Here is a 24,598-nt window from a genome sequence, read left to right as displayed (position 1 = left end):
CCTAGTGTGTTTTGAGCACCCAAATCATGGGCACTCAAATGGATCCATCACACACTAGGCACAGGACGCCCGGATCATCAAGGCCTTCATGCGCCGGATGGCCGGCTCCCAGCCATCGAACACGGCCTGGGCGACGATGGCGTGGCCGATGTTCAGTTCGGCGATCCCCGGCAAGGCCGCCACGGGCTCGACGTTGCCGTAATGCAGGCCGTGACCGGCGTTGACCCGCAGGCCCTCGCTCACACCCACGACGACGGCGGCCCGCACGCGTTCCAGTTGCGCGGCCCGCAGTCCGGCGTCAGGCGCGTCGGCATAGGCCCCGGTGTGCAATTCGATCACCCGCGCGCCGGTGCGCGCGGCAGCGGCGATCTGATCGGCCTCGGGATCGATGAACAGGGACACGCGGATGCCGGCGTCATGCAGCCGCGCCACGGCGGACGCGACTTCGTCATAGCGGCCCAGCACGTCCAGGCCGCCTTCGGTGGTCAGTTCGCGGCGGTTTTCCGGCACCAGGCAGACGTCCTGGGGCTGGATGTCGCAGGCAATCGCCAACATGTCCGGTGTGATGGCGCATTCCAGGTTCATGCGTGTCCGCAAGACGGGCCGGATGGCGCGCACGTCGGCGTCCTGAATGTGGCGCCGATCCTCACGCAGGTGCAGCGTGATCAGGTCGGCCCCGGCATCCTCGGCACGCAGCGCGGCCTGCACCGGATCGGGATACGTCGTCAGGCGCTGCTGACGCAGCGTGGCGACGTGATCGATGTTGACGCCCAGTTCCATCAGGACGCCTCCGGCAGATCGTCGGCCTCCCAGCCCCCGCCCAACGCCTTGTACAGTTCCACGCGGTTGAGCAGCGCATCGGTGCCCAGTTGGATGAACTGCTGCTGCACGCCGTACAGGGTGACTTGTGCGGACTGCACCTGCAGGAAACTGTCCACGCCGGTCTCGTAGCGAACCTGGGACAACTTCAGCGCGCGCAGCGCGGAGTCTTCGGTGGCGCGCAAGGCATCGAGCTGGGTGCTGTAGGTGGCCTCGCCCGACAGGCCGTCGGCGACTTCGCGGAACGCGGTCTGGATGGCCTTTTCGTAAGCCGACACGGCGATGTTGCTGCGTGCCTTGGCCAGGTCCAGATTCCCCCGGATCCCGCCCGAGAACAGCGGCATCTGGATCTGCGGCGCGAACTGCCAGTAACGGTGGCTGCCGCCGAACAGCGCGCTGAGCTCGGGGCTGGCGAAGCCCAGCAGCCCGGTCAGGGAGATGCGCGGGAAGAAAGCCGCGCGGGCCGCGCCGATCTGGGCATTGGCCGCCATCAGGTCGTGCTCGGCGCCGACGATGTCGGGCCGGCGTTCCAGCAGTTGCGACGGCAGGCCCGCCGGCAGCGTCTGCAGCAATTGCTCGCGGCCAAACGGCCGGGGCTCGGGCAGGCCGTCAGGCACGGGCGTGCCCAGGATCAGTTGCAAGGCATTGCCGGCCTGCGTCATGGCGCGTTCGGTGGCGATGCGGTCGGCACGGACCGTGTCGTATTGCGACTGGGCCTGCGCCAGATCCAGATCCGAGGCGACGCCCACGTCGAAGCGCGACTGGACCAGATCCAGCGTGCCCTTGCGGGCCTCCAGGGTCTTGTCCATCAGCTCGTGCAGTTCCTGGGCCGAACGCAGGCGGAAATACGCCTCGGCGGTCTGGGCGACGAGCCCGAGCTGCACGGTGCGACGCGCCTGATCGGTCGACAGATAGGACTGATAGGCGGATTCGCTGAGATTGCGCACGCGGCCGAAGAAATCCAGTTCGAAGGCCGTCATGCCCACGCCCGCGATGTAGCTGCGGTTGACGGACGGGCTGTCGGGGCCGCCGTTGCGCATATTCTCGGGGGATCGCGTGACCTGCCCCGTGCCCTGCGCGCCGATGGTCGGCAGGCGGTCGCTTTGGGCGATGCCGTACTGGGCGCGGGCCTCTTCGACCCGGTCCACGGCGATGCGCAGATCGCGGTTGTTCTTCAGCGCCAGTTCGATCAGGGCCTGCAGGCGGGCGTCCTGGAAGAAGTCCCGCCAGGCCGGCAGCGCGGCCTGATCGGCATTGGCATTGGCGGCCGTGACCGGGAAGCGGTCTGGCACCGGCGCATCCGGCCGGTGATAGGTGGGCGCCAGGGAGCAGGCGCCCAGCGCCAGGCTCAGCGTGGAGACGGCCAGCGCGCGTGCGGAGAGTCGTCGGGTCATCATGCCTTGTCTCCCGAAGAGGACTCGCCTGCGGCGGGGATGTGTGGCGCCTGGTGGCCCATCAGTTTCGGTTTGGTCTTGAACAATTTCAGAATCACCACGAAGAAAGTCGGCACGAAGATCACGGCCAGCGGCGTGGCCGCCAGCATCCCGCCCAGCACGCCCAGGCCCACGGCGTTCTGGCTGGCGGCGCCTGCGCCGGTCGCCGTCACCAAAGGCACCACGCCCAGAATGAAGGCGAAGGACGTCATCAGAATCGGACGGAAGCGCAGGCGAGCGGCCTCGATGGCGGCTTCCTTGAGGCCCGCCCCGCTGGCGTACAGGTCCTTGGCGAACTCGACGATCAGAATGGCGTTTTTCGCCGACAAGCCGATCACCGTCACGATCCCGACCATGAAGTACACGTCGTTGTCCTTGCCCATCAGCGTGCTGAGCAACACGGCGCCCAGCATGCCCAAGGGCACGGCCAGCATCACCGACAGCGGGATGGCCCAGCTTTCGTACAGAGCGGCCAGCACCATGAAGACCACCAGAATGGACAGCGCCATCAGGATGGAAGACTGGCTGCCCGCCTGGATTTCCTGGTAGGACAGGCCGGTCCATTCATAGCCCAGGCCGGGAGGCAGTTCGGCGACCAGGCGCTCCATCTCGGCCATGGCCTGGCCGGTGGAATAGCCCGGCGCGGCCGAGCCGCCGATCCGGATGGATTCGTAGCCGTTGTAACGCACGACCTGAACCGGACCCCGGGTCCAATCCAGTTTGACGAACGAGGACAGCGGCACCATCTCGCCGTTGGCGTTGCGCGCATTGAGCTTCAGGATGTCCTCCGGCTCCATGCGGTCTTCCTGTTCCGCCTGGACCCAGACGTTCTGCACCCACCCCTGATTGGTGAACTTGCCGACGTAGGACGAACCGATCGCCGTGGAAATCAGGTTGGCGGCTTCGGAGAAGTCCACGCCCAGGGCGGCGGCCTTGTCGCGGTCGATGGTCACCTTCAGTTGCTGCCCCGCGCCCAGGCCGGTGATGCGCACCGACTGGCCGTCCAGGATGGGGCTTTTCGCCGCCAGTTGCAGCAACTGCTGGGCGGAGGCCTGCAGCGCATCACTGCCCACGCCGCTGCGGTCTTCCAGGCGCAGGTCAAAACCCGAGGCGTTGCCCAGCGAGGAAATGGCGGGCGGCGTGATGGAAATCACCATCGAGTCCGGCAGGCCGAACAGCAGCCGGCCCATGGCCGTGCCGGAAATCGCCTGCGCGGAATCGCCCGGTCCCTTGCGTTCCGAGAAATCCTTGAGCGGCACGAAGGCGATGGCGGCGTTCAGGCCGTTGCCGTTGAAGCTGAAGCCCTGGACGGCGATGATGTTGGCCACCTGCGGCAGGGCCATGAAGTATTTTTCGACTTCCTCGATGACATCCATCGTGCGGTTGGCCGAAGAGCCCGACTGCAATTCGATGTTGGCGATCACATAGCCCTGGTCTTCCTCGGGCAGGAACGAGGTGGGCAGGCGGAAAAACAGGAATCCCATCACCCCGGCCAGCACGACGAACATCAGCATCATGCGCAGGGTGCGCTTCAGGCTGCCCGTGACCATGCCGGTGTAGCTCCGCGTGGTGCGGTCAAAGCTGCGGTTGAACCAGCCGAAGAAACCGCCCTTGCTGGCATGATGCCCCTTGGGAATGGGCTTGAGGATGGTGGCGCACAGCGCCGGGGTGAAGCTGAGCGCCAGCAAGGCCGAGAACAGGATGGACACGGCCATGGCCACGGAGAACTGGCGGTAGATCACCCCCACGGACCCGGACATGAAGGCCAGCGGCAGGAACACCGTGGTCAGCACCAGCGTGATCCCGACGATGGCGCCGCTGATCTGCGGCATGGCCTTTTTCGTGGCTTCTTTGGGGGACAGGCCCTCTTCGGCCATGATGCGCTCGACGTTTTCGACCACCACGATGGCATCGTCCACCAGAATCCCGATGGCCAGCACCATGGCGAACATGGTCAGCACATTGATCGAGAATCCCAGGGCCAGCATCACCGTGAAGGCCCCCATCATCGCCACCGGCACGACCAGCGCGGGGATGAGGGTATAGCGCACGTTCTGCAGGAACACGAACATCACCACGAACACCAGCACCATGGCTTCGAACAGGGTGTGGACCACCTGTTCGATGGAGACATCGATGTAGGGCGAGGTGTCGTAGGGAATCTGATACTCGATGTTGTCGGGGAAGAACTGGGACAGTTCTTCCATCTTGGCCTTGGCCAGCTTGGCCGTTTCCAGCGCGTTGGCCGTGGGCGTCAGCGACAGGGCGAACGCCGCGGTCGCCTTGCCGTTCAGGCGGGCGCCGAACTGGTAGTTGTCCGAACCGAGTTCGACCCGGGCGACGTCGTGGATGCGGACCGAGGAGCCGTCCGGATTGGCGCGCAGCACGATGTCGCCGAATTCTTCCGGCGTGGTGAGCTGGCCGTTGACGGTCAAGGGCGCCACTGTGCTTTGCGTGCTCGGATTCGGGGGCGAACCCAGTTGGCCGCCGGAAATCACCAGATTCTGGGATGCCAGGGCGTTGTTGACCTGGGACATGCTCAGGCCGTAGCTGACCAGCTTCTGCGGATCGACCCAGACGCGCATGGCGCGGTTCGCGGCGAACAACTGGAACTTGCCCACGCCCTTGATCCGCGACATCGGGTTCTGGATGTTGCGCGTGATGTAGTCGGCCAGGGCGTACTGGTCGACGGAGCCGTCCTTGGACGACAGCGTGACCACCATCAGGAAGCCGGAATTGGACTGGCCGACCTTCAGGCCTTGCTGCGTCACGGCGGCGGGCAGCTTGGCCGTCGCGTTGGACAAGCGGTTCTGCACGTCCACCTGGGCCATGTCGACGTCCATGCCCGGCTCGAAGGTGACGGTGATTTCACCCTGGCCGTTGGAATCGCTGACCGATTCGTAGTAGAGCAGGCCTTTGGCCCCGTTCAGCTCGTTTTCGATGACGCTGACGACGCTGGTGGAAACCTCGGAGGCGGAGGCGCCCGGGTAAGTGGCGCTGATGGTCACCGTGGGCGGTGCGACGTCGGGGTATTGCGACACGGCCATATTGGGGATGGCCAGGATGCCGGCCAGGGCGATGGCCAGCGCCACCACCCAGGCGAAGATTGGTCGTTCGATGAAAAACTGTGGCATGAGAGCTCGCGTGGAATCCGGAGGAGTATCGGGCGGCCGAGGCCGGATCAGTGGGCCTGGCCGTCGGCGGGCTTGTCACCCGCGGGCTTGTCGCCGGCCGGCTGGTCGCCCGCAGGCTTATCGGCGCCGGGCTGTCCGCCCTGGGCAGGCGGCTGCGCGCCGCCCTGCCCCGCGCCGGCCGGGCCCTTCTTCCAGGGCATGGCCTGGACCGGGGCGCCGGGACGGACCTTCTGGAAGCCCTCGACCATCAGTTGATCGCCGGCCTCGATGCCCTGGTAGACGACATAGCCGCCCTGTGTGCGCGGACCGACTTCGATCGGCGTAAAGACCGCCTTGCCGTCCTTGATCAGGACGACCGTGCTCTTGCCGTCCGAGGTGCGCTGGATGGCCTGATCAGGCACCACCAGCGCCTTCTGGTCCGTGCCCTGCGCGAGACTGACGCGCACGAACAGGCCGGGCAGCAGGATCTGTTCCGGATTGGGGAACAAGGCGCGCAGGTTCACCTGGCCCGTGCCTGGATCGACGGCCACGCCGGAAAACAGCAGCTTGCCGGGATGGCGATAGGTGGCGCCGCCGTCCAGCTTGACTTCGGCCTGGGTGTCGCCGTTGGCGTCGGGCTTGACGATGCCGTCGGCGATCTGGCGGCGCAGCGTGGCGATCTGCGCCACGGGCTGGGTGATGTCCACGTAGACCTGATCCAGGCGGTGCACGGTCGCCAGCGAGGTCGCGGACGTGGCGCTGACCAACGCGCCGACCGTGACCTGGGCCTTGCCGATGGTGCCGTCGATGGGCGACGTCACCTGGGTGTAATCCAGATTGATCTGGGCGGATTCCAGCGCGGCCTGGGCGGCGGCGACCCCTGCTTCGGCCTGGCGCGACTGGGCGACGGCGTTGTCGTAGTCCTGCTGGCTGACCGCATGCTGCTTGATGAGCGCGGTATAGCGCTGCGCCAGCAGGCGTGCGGTATGCGCCGAGGCCTGGGCGTTCTTCAGTTGCGCGGCGGCCTGATCGCGGGCGGCCCGGTACGGCGCCGGATCGATGGTGAACAAACGCTGGCCGGTCTTGACCGTGCTGCCCTGCTCGAAATCGATGGACTGGACGATGCCGTTGACCCGGGCGCGAATTTCGGCGTCTTCGATCGCCTGGACGCGGCCGGGCAGTTCCGTGTGGATGACGGTTGCCTGGGGCTGGACCTGGATCACACTGACCGGGACCTTCATGCCTCCCATGCCCTGCTGCGGTTCGCCCGAGCAGGCGGCCAGGGTCAGCAGCGACACCAGCGCCAGGGGCCGCAGGGTCCGGCCGGCGGTCAGTCGATTAAAGGCCATAGGAAAAGCTCCAGAAATGATGATTTTTCGATTGGGGTGAAGCGAAAGATGGCCGCCCGGTCGCGCAGGGATGCCGGGATCGGCCGGGCCCCCGAGGGCAAGCCAAAAGTATAAGGGTAAAGCTTGGTTGATTGATACGATGCTTATGCGATGCGCACGGACCCATGATTCAAGCCCCGTCCGCTGTGAAGCGGTCCACCAGGATGCGGACCCGGCGCTCCAGCACGTCCAGGCGGGGCTTGTCCTCGATCTGGCCTTCCAGGGCCAGCAGGAACACCCGCGCAACCTCGGCATCATCGAGCACGCCGTCCAGGCATTCCAGCAGCAGCGCGTGGTGCCGCTCGGCGACTTCGGGGCTCAAACCCTGGCAGACCTCCAGGAACTCGCTGGACATGGGGGCCGCTTCCATTTCGGACCAGGGCTCCAGCAGCACGCACCGGCAGACGCCGAACAGACGCTCGCGCGTCGAGCCTTCGGCACGCACCACTTCCATGGCCAGGGGCAGACGCGACAGCAGCCAGTCGTCAAAGACCTGCATGAACAGGTCTTCCTTGTCCTTGAAGCCGCGATAGAGCAAGGTGCGGGAAATCCCCGCGCGCTGCGCGATGTCGCCCAGGGAGCTCTTGGAAAAGCCGAAATTCAGGAAGCACCAGCGCGCCGCGTCCAGTATCCTGGCGCGCCGTGCGATCATGGCTTGGGTGCTGAGCTTGGCTGACATCGGCGCATTTTGACAATAAATGCACTTTCTGTCAAAAAGTTTTTTGCCTAGGCAGCTATTGAAGCCGCATCTCTCCACGCCGCGACCTGCAGGTCGCTCCGATTCGATAGGCATGAAAGGGTCCGCGGGGACCCTTTCATGTCCGATCTCATCCTAATAGCAAGGTATCGTCCGAGAGTTCCTCGCCGCGTACTTTCTCGAACATCGCGAGCAGATCGGGGACTTCCAGCCCCTTGCGGGTGTCGCCCGAGACATCCAGCACCACCCTGCCCTGGTGCAGCATGACGGTGCGGTCCCCCACGTCCAGCGCCTGGCGCATGCTGTGGGTGACCATCATCGTCGTCAGGCCGTGCTCGGCGACGATGCGCGCGGTCAGGTCCAGCACGAACTGGGCGGTGCGGGGGTCCAGCGCCGCCGTGTGCTCGTCCAGCAGCAGGATGCGCGAGGGGCGCAGGGCGGCCATCAGCAGGCTGACGGCCTGGCGCTGGCCGCCCGACAGCAGGCCGATCCGGTCGGTCAGGCGGTTTTCCAGCCCCAGTCCCAGCATGGCCAGGCGCTCACGGAACAGCACGCGCATTTCCTCGCGCACGGCCTGGCGCAGGCTGCGGAACTGGCCCCGGCCCAGGGCCAGGGACATGTTTTCTTCGATGGTCAGGTTTTCACAGGTGCCGGCCATCGGGTCCTGGAAGACGCGCGCGACCTTGCGCGCGCGATCCCAGACCGGCTGGCGGGTGACGTCCTCGCCGTCGATCAGGACGACGCCGCTGTCCACAGCCTGCTCGCCGGAAATGGCGTTCAGGAAGGTGGATTTCCCGGCCCCATTGGAGCCGATCACGGTGACGAACTGGCCGGCCGGGATCTCCAGCGACATGCCGCGCAGGGCCTGCGTTTCGATCGGCGTGCCGGGATTGAAGGTCAGATGAAGGTTCTGGGCGCTCAACATGGGATCAGGCCCTCTTTTTGCGCAGGCGCTGCTTCGCCAGCGGGATCACCAGGGCGATCGTCACCAGCACGGCCGTGACCAGGTTCAGGTCCTGGGCCTTCAGGCCGATGAAATCCGCGTTCAGCGCCAGCGCGATGAAGAAACGATAGAGCACGGCGCCCACCACCACAGCCAGCGTCGCCACCATCAGGCGGCGGCTGGGCAGGATGGACTCGCCGATGATGACGGCGGCCAGGCCGATGACGATGGTGCCGATGCCCATGGAAATATCCGCCCCGCCCTGCGACTGGGCGAACAGCGCGCCGCCCAGGCCGCACAAGGCGTTGGAAATCGCCATGCCCAGCAGCACCATATTGTCCGTGCGAATGCCCTGGGAGCGCGCCATGCGCGGGTTCGAGCCGGTCGAGCGCATCGCCAGCCCCACCTGGGTGGCGAAAAACCAGTCCAGCAGCAGTTTGGCGGCCACCACCAGCGCCAGCAGGATCAGCGGCCGGGCCACGTAGTCTTCGAGGCCTTCGGGCTGCAGCACAGTGAACACGGTGGGATCGGTGATCAGCGGCACGTTGGGCGCGTCCATGACGCGCAGATTGATCGAATACAGGGCGATCATCATCAGGATGCTGGCCAGCAGGTCCATGATCTTGAGCCGGACGTTGAGCCAGCCCGTCACCATGCCGGCAAAACCGGCGGCCAGGGTGGCGATGCCGGTCGCAAGAAAGGGATCCATGCCGTGATGGATCAGGATGGCGGCCGTTGCGCCGCCCAGCGGAAAACTGCCGTCCACCGTCAGGTCGGGGAAGTTCAGCACGCGAAAGGAAATCAGGACGCCCAATGCGACCAGGCCGAATATCAGCCCGATCTCGAGCGCGCCCCACATGGAATAAATGGACATGGGATGGAAATCTCTGGATGCGGCACAGGGCGCCACCATGACGAGCGGGCCGCCCTCAGGCGGCCCGGCCGGGGACGCGAAACGCGCGGCGCCTTACTTGACGACCTGGGCGGCCGACTTGATCAGGGCGTCGGACAGGGTCACGCCCTGCTGGGCGGCGGCGCCGGGGTTGACGTAGAGTTCGAGCTTGGAGCTGGTCTCGGAGGGAATGGCGCCGGGCTTTTCACCCTTGAGGATGCGCACGGCGAGCTTGCCCGTCTGCACGCCCAGGTCGTGATAGTTCACGCCCAGGGCCGCGATGGCGCCGCGCTTGACGCTGTCGGTGTCGGAAGCCACCAGGGGAATCTTGGCGGAATTGCCGACCTTGACCAGGGATTCGTAGGCCGAGACGACGTTGTTGTCGGTGTTGGTGTAGATCACGTCGACCTTGCCCACCAGGCTGCGGGCGGCGGCGCCCACGTCCACGGTGCGGGCGGCGGTGGCCTCGACCAGGCTCATGCCCGATTGCGGCAGCAGTTCACGCAGGCGTTTCACCACGACCACGGAATTGGCTTCACCGGGGTTGTAGACCATGCCGACCTTTTTGGCGTCCGGCACGACCTTTTTGATCAGGTCGATCTGTTTTTCCAGCGACAGGGCATCGGACACGCCGGTGACGTTGGTGCCCGAGGCTTCCCAGCCCGGCACCAATTGAGCGGCCACCGGATCGGTCACGGCGGAATAGACCACCGGGATGGTCTTGGTCGCGGCGACCACGGCCTGGGCCGAGGGCGTGGCGATGGCGACGATCACGTCGGGCTTGTCGCCCACGAACTTGCGGGCGATCTGGGCGGCGATGGCGGTATTGCCCTGGGCCGTCTGGAACTGCCATTTCAGGCCCTTGGCCTCGGTGTAGCCGGCCGAGGCCAGGGCTTCGTGCACGCCGTCCTTCACGGCATCGAGCGCGGGATGCTCGACGATGGAGGTCACCGCCACGGATTGCGCCAGGGCCGGCGCGGCGGCCAGCGCGCCGAGTACGGCAGCGGTGCCCGCGAGGGTACGAAGGACGGGATGCAGATTCATGAACAGCTCCTTTGTAGGGGAAACGCCTGCGGATCGTGTCCACACCAGGCGATGCGGCGACCAGTCTACCCGCCGACATCAAGTTTTTCTGCAAGGGATATCCCTGCGGCGGCAATGATTGTAGCCCGGCGATCGATGCCATGGAGCGGACACGCGGGCAAGCGCTGATTCAGCCGTTTCTCAGCGGACCCGGCGCTTTTCCAGCTTGCGCGCCAGGGTGCGGCGATGCATGCCCAGCCGCCGGGCCGTCTCCGAGATGTTGAAATTGGTTGCGGCCAGCACTTCGTGAATGCGTTCCCATTCGAGCGTCTTGATCGACGCCTGGCGCGGCGCCAGGGCGGCCTCGACGTCGCCCTCGGTCCGGGCGAAGGCGCGTTCGATGTCGTCCGTGTTCGAGGGCTTGGCCAGGTAGTGGCAGGCGCCGAGCTTGACCGCCTCGACGGCGGTGGCGATGCTGGCGAAACCGGTCAGCACCACGATCAGCATCCCGGACGCGTGCGCATGCAGCCGCCGCACGCAGGCCAGGCCCGAAGCCTCGCCCTGCAGTTTCAGGTCCACGACGGCATAGCCGGGCATGTGGCCCCGCGCGAGCAGCGCCTCGACGGATTCCAGGCTGTCGGCGCGCAGCACGCGGTAGCCGCGGCGCTCGAACGAGCGCGCCAGGGAATGCGACAGCGATTCGTCGTCCTCGACCACGAGCAGCAGGCGCTGCGCATCGGCGCCTGGTTCATTCGACGGGCTCATCGGCATCCTCCGGGGTCAAAGCGGACAGGGGAAAGCGGATCGTGACGCAGGCGCCGCCTTCGGGCAGGTTGCTCGCGCTCAGGGTGCCGCTCAGGGACCGGGCCACCTGGTGCGACAGGAACAGCCCCAGCCCCCTGCCAGGCTGCCCCTTGGTGGACCGGTAGGGCTTGCCCAGCGAACGCAGGACATCCTGGACGAAGCCCGGCCCCTGGTCGCGGACCTCCAGCGTGAGCCGGCCGCTGTCCAGGACGGCGGTGAGTTGCTGCAGCGTGGGCGAGGCCTCCAGGGCGTTGTTCAGGACGTTGAACACCATCTGCCGCAGGCCCTGGTCGGCGATCACCACCGTGTCGGAGTCGATCCGGCGGCTGTATTTCAGGCGGGCCGAAGGATGCGCCTGCCGCCATTGGGCCACCAGCCCGTCGAGGAAAGCGGTCACGGTGGTGCGCGTCAGGGCCTCGCCGCGCACTTCGCCGGCCGACATCAGGATGCCGCTCAGGATGGTCTTGCAGCGCTGCACCTGCGCCTGCATGTCCCGCACGTCCTGCCCCAGTTCAGGGTCGGCGGCCACGGCGGGCGCGTGCGCCCAGTCGCCCAGGATCACGTCCAGGGTCGCCAGGGGAGTGCCCAGTTCGTGGGCCGCGCCCGAGGCCAGCAGGCCCATGTGGACGATGTGCTCTTCTTCGGAAGCGCGCTGGCGCAGCGCCGCCAGGCGCGCGTCGCGCGTGCGCACATTGTGGGTGATCCGGGTGATGAAGGCCGCCAGCAGGGCGGCGTTCAGGGTGAAACAGACCAGCATCCCCAGCACGAAGGGGCTGTCCAGTCCGCCGCCCAGGTCCAGCGGCAGGGTGTAGCCGTGATGGCGGGTCAGTACCAGCCCGGCGAACGCGGCCGAGGTCGCGCCCGCCATCATCCAGGTCGTGCGCCGCCGCAGCAGGACGGCGGCCAGGGCCACCTGCAGCAGGTAGAGGAAGATGAACGGGTTGGTGGCGCCGCCGCTCAGGTAGAGCTGGGCGGTCAGCGCCATGACGTCGACGAGCAGCGCCAGGAACAGTTCGATCTGGCTCACGGGCAGGTGCCACTTCAGGCGCCACTGGCTGAAGCAGTTGTAGACGACCAGCAGAACCACCACCAGCGCCATGTCGAACAGCGGCAGCGCCAGAGAAAACCCGGCCATGGCCACGGCGATGGCCAGCACCTGGCCGAGCACCGCGATCCAGCGCAGCTGGACCAGCAGGCGCAGGTTCTGCCGGCCCGCCACGTGCGAACCGTCCGGGAGCCTCGCCTTTTTCATCGCCGGGCCGCCCCAAGATGAAAAGCGCCCCCCTGGGGATGAGCCTGGACATGGCGCAGCCCCTGCGGACTGCGCCATGCCTGGCGAATCCGAGCGGCATACAGGCCGCGAGGTGGAGGGATGTTGCAATCCGAGAAGGCTGCGCGGCGTGGGGGGCATTTCTTTTTCATCGCCGTGCCGCCCGGCGGCGGCGCCATTCCTGGCGGGCGCCGTAGGCCATGGCCGCCGCCGTCATGGCCCCCAGGGCGTACCAGGTGAGCGCATAACTGAGGTGTTCGTCGCGGAAATGCACGACCGTCAGGCCGGGCACGGGCCACCGGGCCGGCCTGACGGTGTCGGCTGCGGTGCCGTCGTCCGCCGACTGGTCGATGAAATACGGCGCCACGGACGACAGGCCCAGGGACCGGGCCATGGCGGCCACGTCGCGGGAATACCAGCGGCCCTCGGCCGGCGCGTTGTCCCGCAGGAAGCCGCCGCCGGGCTGCGACAGGCGCAGCAGGCCCTCGATCCGGACCGGGCCGGCCGGCGGGGCCGCGCCCCGGCGCGCGGGATCGCGGTGCGCGGCGTCGACGAAGCCGCGATTGACGAAGACGCTGCTGCCGTCATCGCGCCGCAAGGGCGTCATGACCCAGAAACCGGCGCCCAGGCGGGTGTTGGCCTGGACCAGGATCTCGCGGTCGAGCAGGACGCCCCGCAGCTCGACCCGGCGGTACTCGTCGCGGTCGGCCCGCAGACCGGCCCAGGTATCCGGCCCGGGCGCGGAAACGGGCGGCGCGCGCAGGAGGCCGTCGACCCGGGCGATGAGCGCGTGCTTCCAGTGCATCCGGTGGACCTGCCAGGTGCCCAGCGCGACGAAGCCGCCCAGCGCCGCCGCCAGGAGGACGGTCCAGAGGACGAGCCATCCCGTGGGCAGTGGGCGTGAGGAGCGTTGGGGCACGATGGGCGGAAGGAGGCGGATCCGGGGAACGGCGGGCGCGGCCGGCCGGGACGGGGCCGCATCCGCGCGGAACCTACATCGACGGCATGTCGTGCAGGTGCCCCGGCATCATGTTGACGTTCAGATGGTACATCACCCACAGCGACCCCGCCAAAGCGATGGCCACGATGATGACAGTGAAGATCAGCGCCAGCAGGGTCCAGCCGCCTTCGGAGCGGGGGCTCATGTGCAGGAAATACACCATATGCACGACCATCTGCACGGCGCCGATCAGCAGGATCGCCAAGGCGGTGGCGCTGGAGCTCGCCAGGACGCCGCCCATGACCAGCCAGAACGGGATCACGGTCAGGATCACCGACAGGACGAAGCCGCTCATGTAGCCCCGGAACGTGCTGGGCGCGTGGCCGCCCTCCCCGGTGTGGGCCGCGTCGCGCCCGGGCGCGGTGTGGTCGTTGCTCATGGCAGCACTCCCATCAGGTAGACAAAGGTGAAGACGCCGATCCAGACCACGTCCAGGAAGTGCCAGAACATCGACAGGCACATCAGGCGGCGGCGGTTCTCGGGGATCAGACCGTGGCGGCCGATCTGGAACAGCAGCGTGACGAGCCACACGATCCCGAAGGTCACGTGCAGGCCGTGGGTGCCGACCAGCGTGAAGAAGGACGACAGGAAGGCGCTGCGCCAAGGACCGGCGCCGTGCTCGATCAGGTGGTGGAACTCGTACAGCTCCAGCCCCAGGAAGGCCAGCCCGAACAACCCGGTCACGATCAGCCAGGCCAGCGTCCCGCGCACCCGGCCGCGCTGGGATTCCAGCATGGCGAAGCCGTAGGTGATCGACGAGAACAGCAGCATGGCCGTGTTCACCGCCACCAGCGGCAGGTCGAACAGGTCCGCGCCCGTCGGACCGCCCGCATACGCCCTGCCCTGCACACCGTACACGGCGAACAGGCAGGCGAAGATCAGGCAGTCGCTCATCAGGTAGATCCAGAAGCCGAGCAGCGTGCCGTTCTCCGGATGGTGAGGTTCCCGCACAATGAAGTCGGGAGCGGCGGCCGGGCCGCCGGCCGCTTGGGGATGCAGGATGCGGGTATCAGACATGGCGGGCCAACTGCAGGGTGCGGGCTTCCTCCGCGCGGCTCACGTCCGCAGCGGAAACGTGGGTGTCACGGTGGTAGTTGAAGGTGTGGAAGATGGCGGCGGCGATCAGCGCCGCGAAGGACACGATCACGAGCGCCCACATGTGCCAGATCAGGGCGAAGCCGAGGACCGCGCTGAGCGCAGCCAGGATGAAGCCGGCGGCGGTGTTCTTCGGCATGTGGATGTCGATGAAGCCGCTTTCGGGCCGGCGGTAGCCCGCCTGTTTCATGTGCCACCAGGCGTCGCGCTCATGCACGCGCGGCGTGAAGGCGAAGTTGTAGTCCGGCGGCGGCGACGAGGTGGACCATTCCAGCGTGCGGCCGTCCCAGGGGTCGCCCGTGTGGTCGCGCAGCGCCTCGCGGTCGCGCCAGCTGACGTAGATCTGCACCAGGAAGAAGGCGATGCCCAGCGCGATCAGGAACGCGCCGACCGCGGCCACCTGGAACCAGACTTGCAGCGAAGGGTCCTCGAAGTGGCTCAGGCGGCGGGTAATGCCCATCAGGCCCAGGATGTAGAGCGGCATGAAGGCGACCCAGAACCCCACGACCCAGCACCAGAACGAGCATTTGCCCCAGAACACGTTCAGGCGGAAGCCGAAGGCCTTCGGGAACCAGTAGTTGATCGCGGCGAACACGCCGAACACCACCCCGCCGATGATGACGTTGTGGAAATGCGCGATCAGGAACAGGCTGTTGTGCAGCACGAAGTCGGCCGGCGGCACGGCCAGCAGCACGCCCGTCATGCCGCCGATCACGAAGGTGATCATGAAAGCCACGGTCCACATCATGGGCAGCTCGAAGCGGATGCGGCCCCGGTACATGGTGAAGAGCCAGTTGAAGATCTTCGCCCCCGTGGGGATCGAAATGATCATCGTTGTGATGCCGAAGAAGGAGTTCACGCTGGCGCCCGAGCCCATGGTGAAAAAGTGGTGCAGCCAGACCAGATAGGACAGCACCGTGATCACGATGGTCGCGTACACCATGGAGGTATAGCCGAACAGGCGCTTGCCGCAATACGTGGAGGTGATCTCGGAGAACACGCCGAACAGCGGCAGGATCAGGATGTAGACCTCCGGGTGGCCCCAGATCCAGATCAGGTTCACATACATCATCGGGTTGCCGCCCAGGTCGTTGGTGAAGAACTGGGTGTCCAGGTAGCGGTCCATGCCCAGCAGCGCGAGCGTGGCCGTCAGCACCGGGAAGGTGATGATGATCAGGATGTTGGTGCACAGGGCGGTCCAGGTGAAGACCGGCATCTTCATCAGCTTCATGCCCGGCGCGCGCATCTTGATGATGGTGACCGCCAGATTGATCCCCGACAGCAGCGTGCCCACCCCGGCGACCTGCAAGGCCCAGATGTAGTAATCCACCCCCACGTCGGGACTGAACTCCAGGCCCGAGAGCGGCGGATAGGCCAGCCAGCCGGTGCGGGCGAATTCACCCACGAACAGCGACATCATCACCAGGACGGCGCCGCCCGTGGTCATCCAGAAGCTGAAGTTGTTCAGGAACGGAAAGGCCACGTCGCGCGCGCCGATCTGCAGCGGCACGATGTAGTTCATCAGGCCGGTGATGAACGGCATGGCCACGAAGAAGATCATGATCACACCGTGCGCGGTGAAGATCTGGTCGTAGTGGTGCGGCGGCAGGTAGCCCAGCGCATCGCCGAAGGACACCGACTGCTGCAGGCGCATCATGGCCGCATCGGCGAAGCCGCGCAGCAGCATCACCACGCCCAGCACCATGTACATGATGCCGATCTTCTTGTGGTCGATGCTGACGATCCAGTCGCGCCACAGGGGGCCCCAGAGGCGGTAGCGCGTCATCAGGGCCAGAACGGCCAGTCCGATCACGGCCACGCCGGCGAAGGTGGCCACCAGGATCGGCTCGTGGTAGGGAATGGCTTCCAGGCTGAGCCGGCCCAGGATCCAGGTTCGCAAATCCATCTTTACTTCTCCATAGGCTGCATGAGATCGCTCATGCAGGTCGAGCCGGGCCGCACGCAGCGATTCAGGATCAGTCGGTACAGGTCGGGATCGACGGTCGCCCAGCGGCGCACCGGATCGTTCTCGCTGGGCTGCTCCAGATCCAGGTAGCCCGCCCGGTCCAGGACGCCGCCGGCGGCGCGGTTCTTCGCCACCCACGCATCGAAGCCGGCCTGGTCCAGGCCATGGAAGCGGAAATGCATGCCGGAAAAGCCCGCGCCGCTGTAGTTCGCGGACATGCCCTCGTATTCCCCGGGGGCATTGATCACCGCGTGCAGCATGGTCTGCATGCCCGGCATGGCGTAGATCTGGCCGGCCAGGGCGGGAATGAAGAAGGAATTCATCACCGAGGAGGCCGTGATCTTGAAGCGGATCGGCCGGTCCACCGGCGCGGCCAGTTCATTGACGGTGGCGAAGCCGTATTCCGGGTAGATGAACAGCCACTTCCAGTCCAGCGCCACGACCTCGACGGTGAGCGGCTCGACGTGGGCGGCCAGAGGCTTGTCCGCCGAGATCCGGCTGAGCGGACGGTAGGGGTCGAGCAGGTGGGTGCTGACCCAGGTGACGCTGCCCAGCGCGATGATGATCAGCAGCGGCACCGACCAGATCATCAGTTCCAGGCGGGTGGAGTGGTCCCAATCGGCGTCGTAGCGCGCCTTGCGGTTGGCCGCCCGGTAGCGCCAGGCGAACAGGACCGTGGCGACGATCACCGGCAGGATGACGATCAGCATCAGGCCGGTCGCCGTGTAGATCAGGTTGCGCTGCTGCAGCGCCACGTCGCCCGACGGGTTCAGCAGCACGGCATCGCAGCCGCCCAGCAGCAGGGCCGGGCCGACGCCCAGCACTATTTTCAGGATCTTGTCGTGCCTCATTGCCTTGTGTGCCGATTCCAGGTGTATTCAAGCAGAGACCGATACTATAGATTTGAAAAGTCGAGGTGGAAATTGGACATTTTGACTCATGCCCCTTCGCGGGACAGGGTTACTCCGGGTAATGTCCAATGGCGAACCCTGCCGCCGGCATGGGATTCTATGCGCGGGGCCGCCTGCGCGCGGCGGCCCGCATCGCAGATCAGGAGGACCCGATGACCGCAGATATCCTCAACACCCGCTTGCCCGGACCGCGCGCCCGGGAAGACGACCAGGCCAGAGCCGCCCGCCACGCCGAGGGCCATCCTTCCGTATCCCCGGGCGACATCGCCGTCGGCGTGATCATCGGCCGCACGTCGGAATATTTCGATTTCTTCACCTACGGGATCGCGTCGGTGATCGTGTTCCCCCAGGTCTTCTTCCCGTTCGCCGATCCCCTCACCGGCACGCTGTACGCCTTCGCCGTCTTCGCCCTGGCCTTCGTCGCCCGGCCCTTCGGCACGACGCTCTTCATGCACGTGCAGAAGCACTGGGGCCGGGGGATGAAACTGACGGCGGCGCTGTTCCTGCTGGGCACGGCCACGGCGGGCATCGCCTTCCTGCCCGCCCACGATACCCTGGGCACGCACGCCATCGTCCTGCTGGCGCTCTTTCGCTGCCTGCAGGGCATCGCCTGGGGCGGCTCCTGGGACGGCCTGCCCTCGCTGCTGGCACTGAACACGCCCGCCCGGCAACGCGGCTGGTACGCCATGCTCGGGCAACTGTCGGCGCCCATCGGTTTCCTGGTGGCCGGCGCCCTGTTCCTGTACCTGTACACCCGCCTGGAACCTGCGGACTTCACCGACTGGGGCTGGCGGTTCCCGTTCTTCGTGGCCTTCGCCATCAATGTCGTGGCCCTGTTCGCCCGCCTGCGGCTGGTGATGGATAATGACTTCTCGCGCCTGCTGGAAGAACGCGAACTGCGCCCGATCGGCACGCGGGAAATGGTCCGCACCCAGAGCCGGCACATCGTCACCGGCGCCTTCGCCTCGCTGGCCAGCTACGCCCTGTTCCACCTGGTCACGCTGTTCCCGCTGTCCTGGCTGGTGCTGCAGCACCAGAGGACCGTGTCCCAGGTGCTGACGGTCGAACTCGCGGGCGCTGCGGTCGCCCTGGCGGCCATGCTGTATTCCGGATACCTGGCCAACCGCATCGGCCGGCGTCATACGCTGGGCCTGGTCGCCGTGCTGATCGGCGTCTTCGCCCTCGCCTCGCCCTGGCTGCTGGGCGGCGGCGCCGTGCATCAGGACGCCTTCATCCTGACCGGCTTCGCCCTGCTGGGCCTGTCCTATGGCCAGTCCTCAGGGACGGCCACGGCCAATTTCCTGCCGGCCTATCGATACACGGGCGCAGCCTTGTCCGCCGATCTGGCCTGGCTGGTGGGTGCGGCCTTCGCGCCGCTGGTCGCGCTGGGCGTCTCGGATCGCTACGGCCTGGGCGGGATCAGCCTGTATCTGCTGTCGGGCGCGGCCTGCACCCTGGCGGCACTGGCCGCCAACCGCTCGGCCCGCCGCGCCGCCGCCTGAACCGGCCCGCCCTCGGGCGTCTCAGGGCGCCCGGGCGGCGTCGGCGGCGCGCACCGCGCGCATGAAGGCCTGGATACGCTCCGGATCCTTGATCCCGGGCGCCGATTCCACCCCGCTGCTGACGTCCACGGCAAACGGCGCCAGGGCGACGATCTGCCCGCCGACCGTTTCCGCCTTCAGGCCGCCCGACAGGATCAGGGCCGGCGTCCCGGCGTCGCGCGGCACCTCGGCCAGCAGCGCGGTATCGAAACCGCTGCCGCTGCCGCCATAGCCGGCGCTATAGCTGTCGAACAGCCAGCCCGCCGCACGACCGTAGGCTGCGCAGGCGCGGGCCAGTTCGGCCGCCGTGGCGAGCCCCGGCGCCCCGGCCCGGAAAGCCTTGACGTGGCGGGTCTCGAAACCGGCGCAGAAACCGGGGGTTTCTTCGCCATGGAATTGCAGCAGGTCCGGGCGCACGGTCTCGATCACCTGCTGCACCAGCCGAGCCTCGGGATTGACGAACAAGGCCGTGACGCCGACAAAAGCCGGCACCCGGGCGCGCAAGGCGGCGGCCTGCTCCAGCGTCAGACAACGGCGGCTGGGCGGATAGAACACCAGGCCGATGGCGTCGGCGCCGGCCGCCACGGCGGCATCCAGGTCCTGCGGACGGGTCAGTCCGCAGATCTTGACGCGGGTGCGCCGGACCCCGGAAGCCTCCGGCCCGGCGGCGGTTGCGGCAGGCGTGTTCATTGGAACGCGCCTCCGGCGTCGTCCGAGCCATAGCTGTCCAGGCCGAAGGCGCTGTCCTGGCCGAACGTGACGCTGGCCGGATCGACGGTGGGCGCATCACTCTTGTAATGGGTCACCATGCCGGGGAAAGCCAGCACCGCCGCCACCATCAGGATCTGGATGATGATGAAGGGAATCGAGCCCCAATAGATCTGGGCCGTGGTGACCTTGGCGATCAGTTTGCCGGTCACACGGTCACGGTAGTCTTCCTTGGGCGCGACCGATCGCAGATAGAACAGGGCAAAGCCGAACGGCGGATGCACGAAGGAGGTCTGCATGTTCACCGCCAGCAGCACGCCGAACCAGATCAAGTCGATGCCCATCTTGTCGGCCACGGGTCCCAGCAGCGGCACGATGATGAAGGCCAGCTCAAAGAAGTCCAGGAAAAAGGCCAGGAAGAAGGTCATCACGCTGACCACGATCAGGAAGCCGACCTCGCCCCCCGGCACGTGCAGCAGCAGTTGCTCGACCCAGACGTCGCCGTTGATGCCCCGGAAGCTGAGACTGAAGATCGTCGAGCCCACCAGGATGAAGACCACGAAGCAGGACAGCCGGGCCGTGCTTTCCATGGCCTGGCGCAACTGCTTCCAGGAGAAACGGCCGCGCGACACGGCCATGATCAGCGCGCCGACGGCGCCCATCGCGCCGCCCTCGGTGGGCGTGGCCACGCCGATGAAGATCGTGCCCAGCACCAGGAAGATCAGCGCCAGGGGCGGGATCATCACGAACACGACCCGCTCGGCCAGGGCCGACAGCAGCTTCAGGCGCAGGAAACGGTTGGCCAGGGCCATCGCCAGGGCGGCGGCGCCCCAGATCAGCAGCACGATGACGACGCGCTCGTCCACCGGCACGTCGGTATGGGATCGGAAATAGTAGTCCGAACCCCAGTAGGCGGCCGCGGCCGCGATCAGGGTCAGGACGGTCAGGGACCGCAGGCCGCGATGCCCTCGCGCATCGACGAAGCCGCGCGCCTCTGGCGGCAGGGCCGGCACATGGCCGGGCCGCACGACGGCCACCAGGAAGACGTACGCCATGTAGGCCCCGGCCAGCAGCAGGCCCGGCAGCATCGCGCCCCGGTACATGTCGCCGATGGAGCGCCCGAGCTGGTCGGCCAGGATGATCAGCACCAGCGAGGGCGGAATGATCTGCGACAGGGTGCCGGACGCGGCGATGACGCCGGAGGCCAGACGCCGGTCGTAGCCATAGCGCAGCATGATGGGCAGCGAAATCAGCCCCATCGAGATGACCGAGGCCGACACCACGCCGGTGGTCGCCGCCAGCAGCGCGCCGACGAACACCACCGCGATCGCCAGGCCGCCGCGCAGCGGACCGAAAAGCTGGCCGACCGTGTCGAGCAGGTCCTCGGCCATGCCGGATCTTTCCAGGATCAGGCCCATGAAGGTGAAGAAAGGCACGGCCAGCAGCGTGTCGTTGCCGACGATGCCGAATATCCGCTGAGGCAGCGCCTGGAACAGCAACGGGCTCATCAGATTCAGGTCGATGGCCACCAGGCCATACAGCACGCCGGTGGCGGCCAGGGAAAAGGCGACCGGAAAACCCAGCAGCAGGAACACGATCAGGTTGAAGAACATGATCGGTGCGAGATTGTCGACGAGGAATTCCATGCTCAGCGCCCCTGCCCGGCTTCGAGGTCGGCCTGACGTTGGGCCAGAATGTCTTCCACCAGGGCTTCTTCGTCACTCTTGCCGCTGGAAACCTGCATCGGATTGGGACACTGGCCGCGCAGGAAGCCCACGCACTTGATCAGGTGCGACAGCCCCGCCAGGATCAGCAGCGCGAAACCGACCGGAATCAGGAGTTTCGCCGGCCAGCGGATCAGGCCCTCGGTGTTCGAGGACAGTTCATGCGTGATCCAGGATTCCCAGAAGTACGGGATCGACAGCCAGAACACCAGGCAGGCGGCCGGCAGCAGGAAGAACAGCACGCCGAAAATTTCGATGCCGACCTGAGCGCGCTCGGGCAGCTTTTGCGACAGCACGTCGACGCGCACGTGCTCGTTGCGCAAAAAGGTATAGCCCGCAGCCAGCAGGAAAATGGCCCCGAACAGATACCACTGCAACTCCAGCCAGGCGTTGGAGCTGAGGCTGAACAGTTTGCGCATCACCGCATTGCCGGCGCTGACCAGGGCCACCACCAGCACCAACCAGGTCACGGCCCGGCCGACCACGGTGTTCAGCCCGTCGATCCATCGGGAGATCGTCAAGAGAGGTTTCATTATGCTTCCATGAAACAGGCGGAAAAACGGCGCGGATGCCCCGCTCGCAATCAAATCGCTCAATTCTATACGAAGCGTCAGGCCCCCCGCCTCGGGAATCGCCCGAATAGGTTTTCAATCCGGCCGTCCCGGCGGGTGTCGCTAAAGGCCGGGCGACAAGCCGCCCAGATGATGGCGCAAGGCCTCGCGGGGCGTGCGTTGCGGCAGGTCTGCGTCCGGATAGTCGGCATGCGCCAGATACAGGCCATCGGCCATGAAGGTGGGCGCGGCCCGCCGCCGGTCGCGGTCGCGCAGCAGTTCGGCGGCCCACCCGGGCGGGCGGCGGCCCCGCCCCACCATCACCAGCACGCCCATCAGATTGCGCACCATATGGTGCAAAAAGGCATTGGCGCGGAACTCGAAGATCAGGAAATCGCCCGTGCGGTGGATCTCCAGCGCCTGCAAGGTGCGCACCGGACTGGCCGCCTGGCATTCGGATGAGCGAAACGCGCTGAAATCGTGCTCGCCCACCAGCACGGCGGCAGCGGCGCGCATGGCTGCATCATCGAGCCGCTCGTGCACCCAGCCGACCCGGCCCTGCAGGATGGGGGAACGCACCGGGGCGCTGCGCAGCACGTAGAAATAGGTGCGGGCCCGGGCGTCAAAACGGGCATGAAAATCGTCGGGCACGGCGCAGGCCCATTGCACGGCCAGGGTCCCGGGCAGCAAGGCATTGAGCCCACGCACCCAGGATTCGTCACGCCGGACGGCCTGCGTATCCAGGTGCACGACCTGCTGCAAGGCATGCACGCCGGCATCGGTGCGGCCGGCGCAGATCGTGGCTACGGCGGGCGCGGCCAGGAAACGGCGCAAAGCCGATTCCAGGGTGTCTTGCAGGGTGCGGCCGCCGGGTTGGGTCTGCCAGCCCTGCCAACCTTGGCCGTCATAGCTCAGCCCGAGCGCAATGCGTCCCATGAAACTCAGTGTCCGATATGCATCATCTGCCGTCGGGACGGGCGCGGGCCGTCATGGCCGCCCGCCCGTCTCCGGCTAGTGCTGCTGCGGCGGGCGGGATTCGCCCGGTTCGAGATTCAGGTCGACGTCCTGAATCCGTTCGCGCACCATGGCTTCCGTCACCCGGGGGCTGGCATCGGCCTCGTCCCGCGCGGCATTGGCCCGGCGCAGCAGCCAGGCGATGATGAGCACGATCAGGGCCAGGAGACCCGTCATCACGCCCAGCAGATGATCCTGGAGCCACGAAACCCGGTGCTGGGTGCGTTCGGAAGGCTGCGGCTCGGCGGCCTGGGCAGCCGAGTCAGCCCCGGCAGCGGCGCTCGGCGAACCGGCGCTGGAAGCGGCGGCTCCCGCGCCCGAACTGGCGGTCGAGGATGCGCCACCCGCGGCTGCCGCGCCGGACCCGGACGCAGCCCCCCCGGCAGCCTGCGCCCCCGGTGCGCCGTTGGCGCCGGACGCCCCTGGAGCGGCCGCATTCGCACCCGCGGCGCCGGAAGCGCCTGCGCTGGAGGCCCCCGACGCGCCGCCCGCCGAGTCCGTCTCGTCGGCTTGGGCGGCGGCTTCCTGGCTGGCCTCGCTGATCGCGTTGGCGATCTGGTGGATCGACTGGCCGATGACCTCGACCCCTTGGGCGGCGGCGTTGCGCGCGGCCTCGCCCTGAGATTGGAGGGCCTGATTCAGGTTCTTGACGTTGCCCTCGAGCTGATCGACCCGGGCCTCGGTATCCTTCAGGGCGTGCCCCCGGGCCGTGCGGGCATCGGCAGCCGCATCGGCGCCCTGTCCCTTGGCGCCGGATTCGCTCAGGCGCAGATGATCGCCCGCCGCTGCCGCAGGCTGAGCGTGTGCCCGTGAGTCATCCTGCGACACGGTGCCCGTGGCGGCCTGGCCCGCATCCGTGGCGGCCGATGCGCCGGCCAGACGCCCGCGCATCCGCGCAAAAGCGGCGGCCTGGGCCTGGAACTGGCGGCGCGCCTCGGCGTCGGAAATCGACAGCATGTCGTTGATGTCCGGCACCGCCAGCGACGCGCCGGCACGCACCAGATTGACGTTGTCGTGGATGAAGGCCTGCGGATTGGCCCGCTGCAGCGCCATCATCAGTTGGTAGATCGACACCCCGTCCACCGCATGGCGGCGGCCGATGGCGAACATCGTGTCGCCGGGGCGCACGGCAATGGCGCCGGCCGGCACGCGCCGGGTGCTGGCATGGGATGCGGCAGCACCCACAGTAGTGGACGATGCGCCCTGCCCCGCTGCCGGTTGCGCGGCGGCAGAGGCCGCAGCGGCGCGGGCCGGCTCCGGCGCCACCAGGGACACCTGATAGCGTTGTTCGCCCGTGGCCGTATGCACGTCCAGCAGCAGATCGGCCAGATTGCCGGTGAAGGCCTGCCCGGAACCGATGCGCAGCACGCGGCGGCCGCCGGCCCGGACATCGTCGCCGACGGAAACGGACAGGCTGTCGAGCGGCACCGGCGGCGTCAAACCCGCCTGCGCCCAGTCCGCCGCGGGCGCGGGCCGGGCCGACAAGGCCTTCAAGTCGGCCTCGGTCAGGCCGGACACCGGCACCAGGATCAGCAGCGGCTCACCCGCCCCGGAGGCCAGGCGCGCGTGGCCGAAGGTCGCGGCCTGAGCCGCGCCGCCCGCGAGAAAGGCCAGCGCCAGGGCTCCGGCCGTCAGACGGCCCGTAGGGAGTCGGCGCGCGACGCGCGTCGGGTTCGAGAGGTCACGCGTGGCGCCATTTTTCATAT

21 protein-coding genes are annotated in these 24,598 nt (G+C 67.2%); 1 reads left to right on the top strand and 20 read right to left on the bottom strand.

Annotated elements, in window-relative coordinates; translation table 11 throughout:
• Window positions 1-54: 54 nt before the first annotated feature.
• From pdxJ to cyoA, 15 genes are all read right to left on the bottom strand, one after another.
• Window positions 55-783, bottom strand: coding sequence for a pyridoxine 5'-phosphate synthase (gene pdxJ, locus ACFO0J_RS10480; protein WP_376813237.1), 729 nt, complete (start codon window positions 781-783; stop codon window positions 55-57).
• Window positions 780-2,216: an efflux transporter outer membrane subunit gene (locus tag ACFO0J_RS10475; RefSeq protein WP_376813028.1), complete on the bottom strand. Its 1,437-nt coding sequence runs from the start codon at window positions 2,214-2,216 to the stop codon at window positions 780-782. Before ACFO0J_RS10475 ends, pdxJ begins: the two co-directional genes overlap by 4 nt.
• Complete coding sequence (locus ACFO0J_RS10470) at window positions 2,213-5,386, bottom strand: multidrug efflux RND transporter permease subunit (protein ID WP_376813027.1); 3,174 nt, start codon at window positions 5,384-5,386, stop codon at window positions 2,213-2,215. The genes ACFO0J_RS10475 and ACFO0J_RS10470 overlap by 4 nt, the downstream gene beginning before the upstream one ends.
• 47 nt (window positions 5,387-5,433) lie before the next feature.
• Window positions 5,434-6,714 carry an efflux RND transporter periplasmic adaptor subunit gene (locus ACFO0J_RS10465; protein ID WP_376813026.1) on the bottom strand — a complete coding sequence of 427 codons (1,281 nt, stop codon included), beginning with the start codon at window positions 6,712-6,714 and terminating at the stop codon, window positions 5,434-5,436.
• 169 nt (window positions 6,715-6,883) lie between these two features.
• A complete protein-coding gene (locus ACFO0J_RS10460; RefSeq protein WP_376813025.1) occupies window positions 6,884-7,432 on the bottom strand; it encodes a TetR/AcrR family transcriptional regulator in 549 nt (182 codons plus the stop codon).
• A gap of 148 nt (window positions 7,433-7,580) precedes the next feature.
• Complete coding sequence (locus ACFO0J_RS10455) at window positions 7,581-8,375, bottom strand: ABC transporter ATP-binding protein (protein WP_376813024.1); 795 nt, start codon at window positions 8,373-8,375, stop codon at window positions 7,581-7,583.
• Between the two features lie 4 nt (window positions 8,376-8,379).
• Window positions 8,380-9,267: an ABC transporter permease gene (locus tag ACFO0J_RS10450; RefSeq protein ID WP_376813023.1), complete on the bottom strand. Its 888-nt coding sequence runs from the start codon at window positions 9,265-9,267 to the stop codon at window positions 8,380-8,382.
• Between the two features lie 93 nt (window positions 9,268-9,360).
• Entirely contained in the window at window positions 9,361-10,329 is a 969-nt protein-coding gene (locus ACFO0J_RS10445) for an ABC transporter substrate-binding protein (RefSeq protein ID WP_376813022.1), read from the bottom strand.
• A gap of 180 nt (window positions 10,330-10,509) precedes the next feature.
• Entirely contained in the window at window positions 10,510-11,073 is a 564-nt protein-coding gene (locus tag ACFO0J_RS10440) for a response regulator transcription factor (RefSeq protein WP_376813021.1), read from the bottom strand.
• Window positions 11,057-12,364, bottom strand: a complete 1,308-nt coding sequence (locus ACFO0J_RS10435; protein WP_376813020.1) for an ATP-binding protein — start codon at window positions 12,362-12,364, stop codon at window positions 11,057-11,059. Before ACFO0J_RS10435 ends, ACFO0J_RS10440 begins: the two co-directional genes overlap by 17 nt.
• A 166-nt stretch (window positions 12,365-12,530) precedes the next feature.
• Window positions 12,531-13,301, bottom strand: coding sequence for an SURF1 family protein (locus tag ACFO0J_RS10430; protein WP_376813019.1), 771 nt, complete (start codon window positions 13,299-13,301; stop codon window positions 12,531-12,533).
• 73 nt (window positions 13,302-13,374) lie between these two features.
• On the bottom strand, window positions 13,375-13,761 hold the full coding sequence (gene cyoD / locus ACFO0J_RS10425) for a cytochrome o ubiquinol oxidase subunit IV (RefSeq protein ID WP_376813018.1): 387 nt from the start codon (window positions 13,759-13,761) through the stop codon (window positions 13,375-13,377).
• Window positions 13,758-14,399 carry a cytochrome o ubiquinol oxidase subunit III gene (gene cyoC / locus ACFO0J_RS10420; RefSeq protein ID WP_376813017.1) on the bottom strand — a complete coding sequence of 214 codons (642 nt, stop codon included), beginning with the start codon at window positions 14,397-14,399 and terminating at the stop codon, window positions 13,758-13,760. The genes cyoD and cyoC overlap by 4 nt, the downstream gene beginning before the upstream one ends.
• A complete protein-coding gene (cyoB, locus tag ACFO0J_RS10415; protein WP_376813016.1) occupies window positions 14,392-16,383 on the bottom strand; it encodes a cytochrome o ubiquinol oxidase subunit I in 1,992 nt (663 codons plus the stop codon). The genes cyoC and cyoB overlap by 8 nt, the downstream gene beginning before the upstream one ends.
• Window positions 16,384-16,385: 2 nt before the next feature.
• Window positions 16,386-17,294 (bottom strand): ubiquinol oxidase subunit II, encoded by a 909-nt coding sequence (gene cyoA, locus ACFO0J_RS10410; protein WP_376813015.1) that lies wholly within the window; start codon window positions 17,292-17,294, stop codon window positions 16,386-16,388.
• Between the two features lie 212 nt (window positions 17,295-17,506).
• Between cyoA and ACFO0J_RS10405 the strand changes: the two genes are divergently transcribed.
• Window positions 17,507-18,856: an MFS transporter gene (locus tag ACFO0J_RS10405; RefSeq protein ID WP_376813014.1), complete on the top strand. Its 1,350-nt coding sequence runs from the start codon at window positions 17,507-17,509 to the stop codon at window positions 18,854-18,856.
• Window positions 18,857-18,877: 21 nt separating this feature from the next.
• On the opposite strand, the gene ACFO0J_RS10400 is transcribed toward ACFO0J_RS10405, so the two are convergent.
• The 5 genes from ACFO0J_RS10400 to ACFO0J_RS10380 all read right to left on the bottom strand — a co-directional run bounded on the left by ACFO0J_RS10400 (window position 18,878) and on the right by ACFO0J_RS10380 (window position 24,596).
• Window positions 18,878-19,585, bottom strand: coding sequence for a phosphoribosylanthranilate isomerase (locus ACFO0J_RS10400; protein ID WP_376813013.1), 708 nt, complete (start codon window positions 19,583-19,585; stop codon window positions 18,878-18,880).
• Window positions 19,582-21,249 (bottom strand): TRAP transporter large permease, encoded by a 1,668-nt coding sequence (locus ACFO0J_RS10395; protein WP_376813012.1) that lies wholly within the window; start codon window positions 21,247-21,249, stop codon window positions 19,582-19,584. The genes ACFO0J_RS10400 and ACFO0J_RS10395 overlap by 4 nt, the downstream gene beginning before the upstream one ends.
• Before the next feature lie 2 nt (window positions 21,250-21,251).
• The gene (locus ACFO0J_RS10390; protein WP_376813011.1) at window positions 21,252-21,860 is read right to left on the bottom strand and encodes a TRAP transporter small permease subunit; all 609 of its coding nucleotides are present in this window, start codon (window positions 21,858-21,860) and stop codon (window positions 21,252-21,254) included.
• 141 nt (window positions 21,861-22,001) lie between these two features.
• Window positions 22,002-22,814: a tRNA pseudouridine(38-40) synthase TruA gene (truA, locus tag ACFO0J_RS10385; RefSeq protein WP_376813010.1), complete on the bottom strand. Its 813-nt coding sequence runs from the start codon at window positions 22,812-22,814 to the stop codon at window positions 22,002-22,004.
• 75 nt (window positions 22,815-22,889) lie between these two features.
• Window positions 22,890-24,596: a type IV pilus assembly protein FimV gene (locus tag ACFO0J_RS10380; RefSeq protein WP_376813009.1), complete on the bottom strand. Its 1,707-nt coding sequence runs from the start codon at window positions 24,594-24,596 to the stop codon at window positions 22,890-22,892.
• Window positions 24,597-24,598 lie beyond the last annotated feature (2 nt).

The organism is Castellaniella hirudinis (genome assembly GCF_042651965.1).
GTDB lineage: Bacteria > Pseudomonadota > Gammaproteobacteria > Burkholderiales > Burkholderiaceae_B > Castellaniella > Castellaniella hirudinis.
Note: the sequence above shows the minus strand (reverse complement) of the source record. Positions and strands in the feature narration are given on the sequence as shown.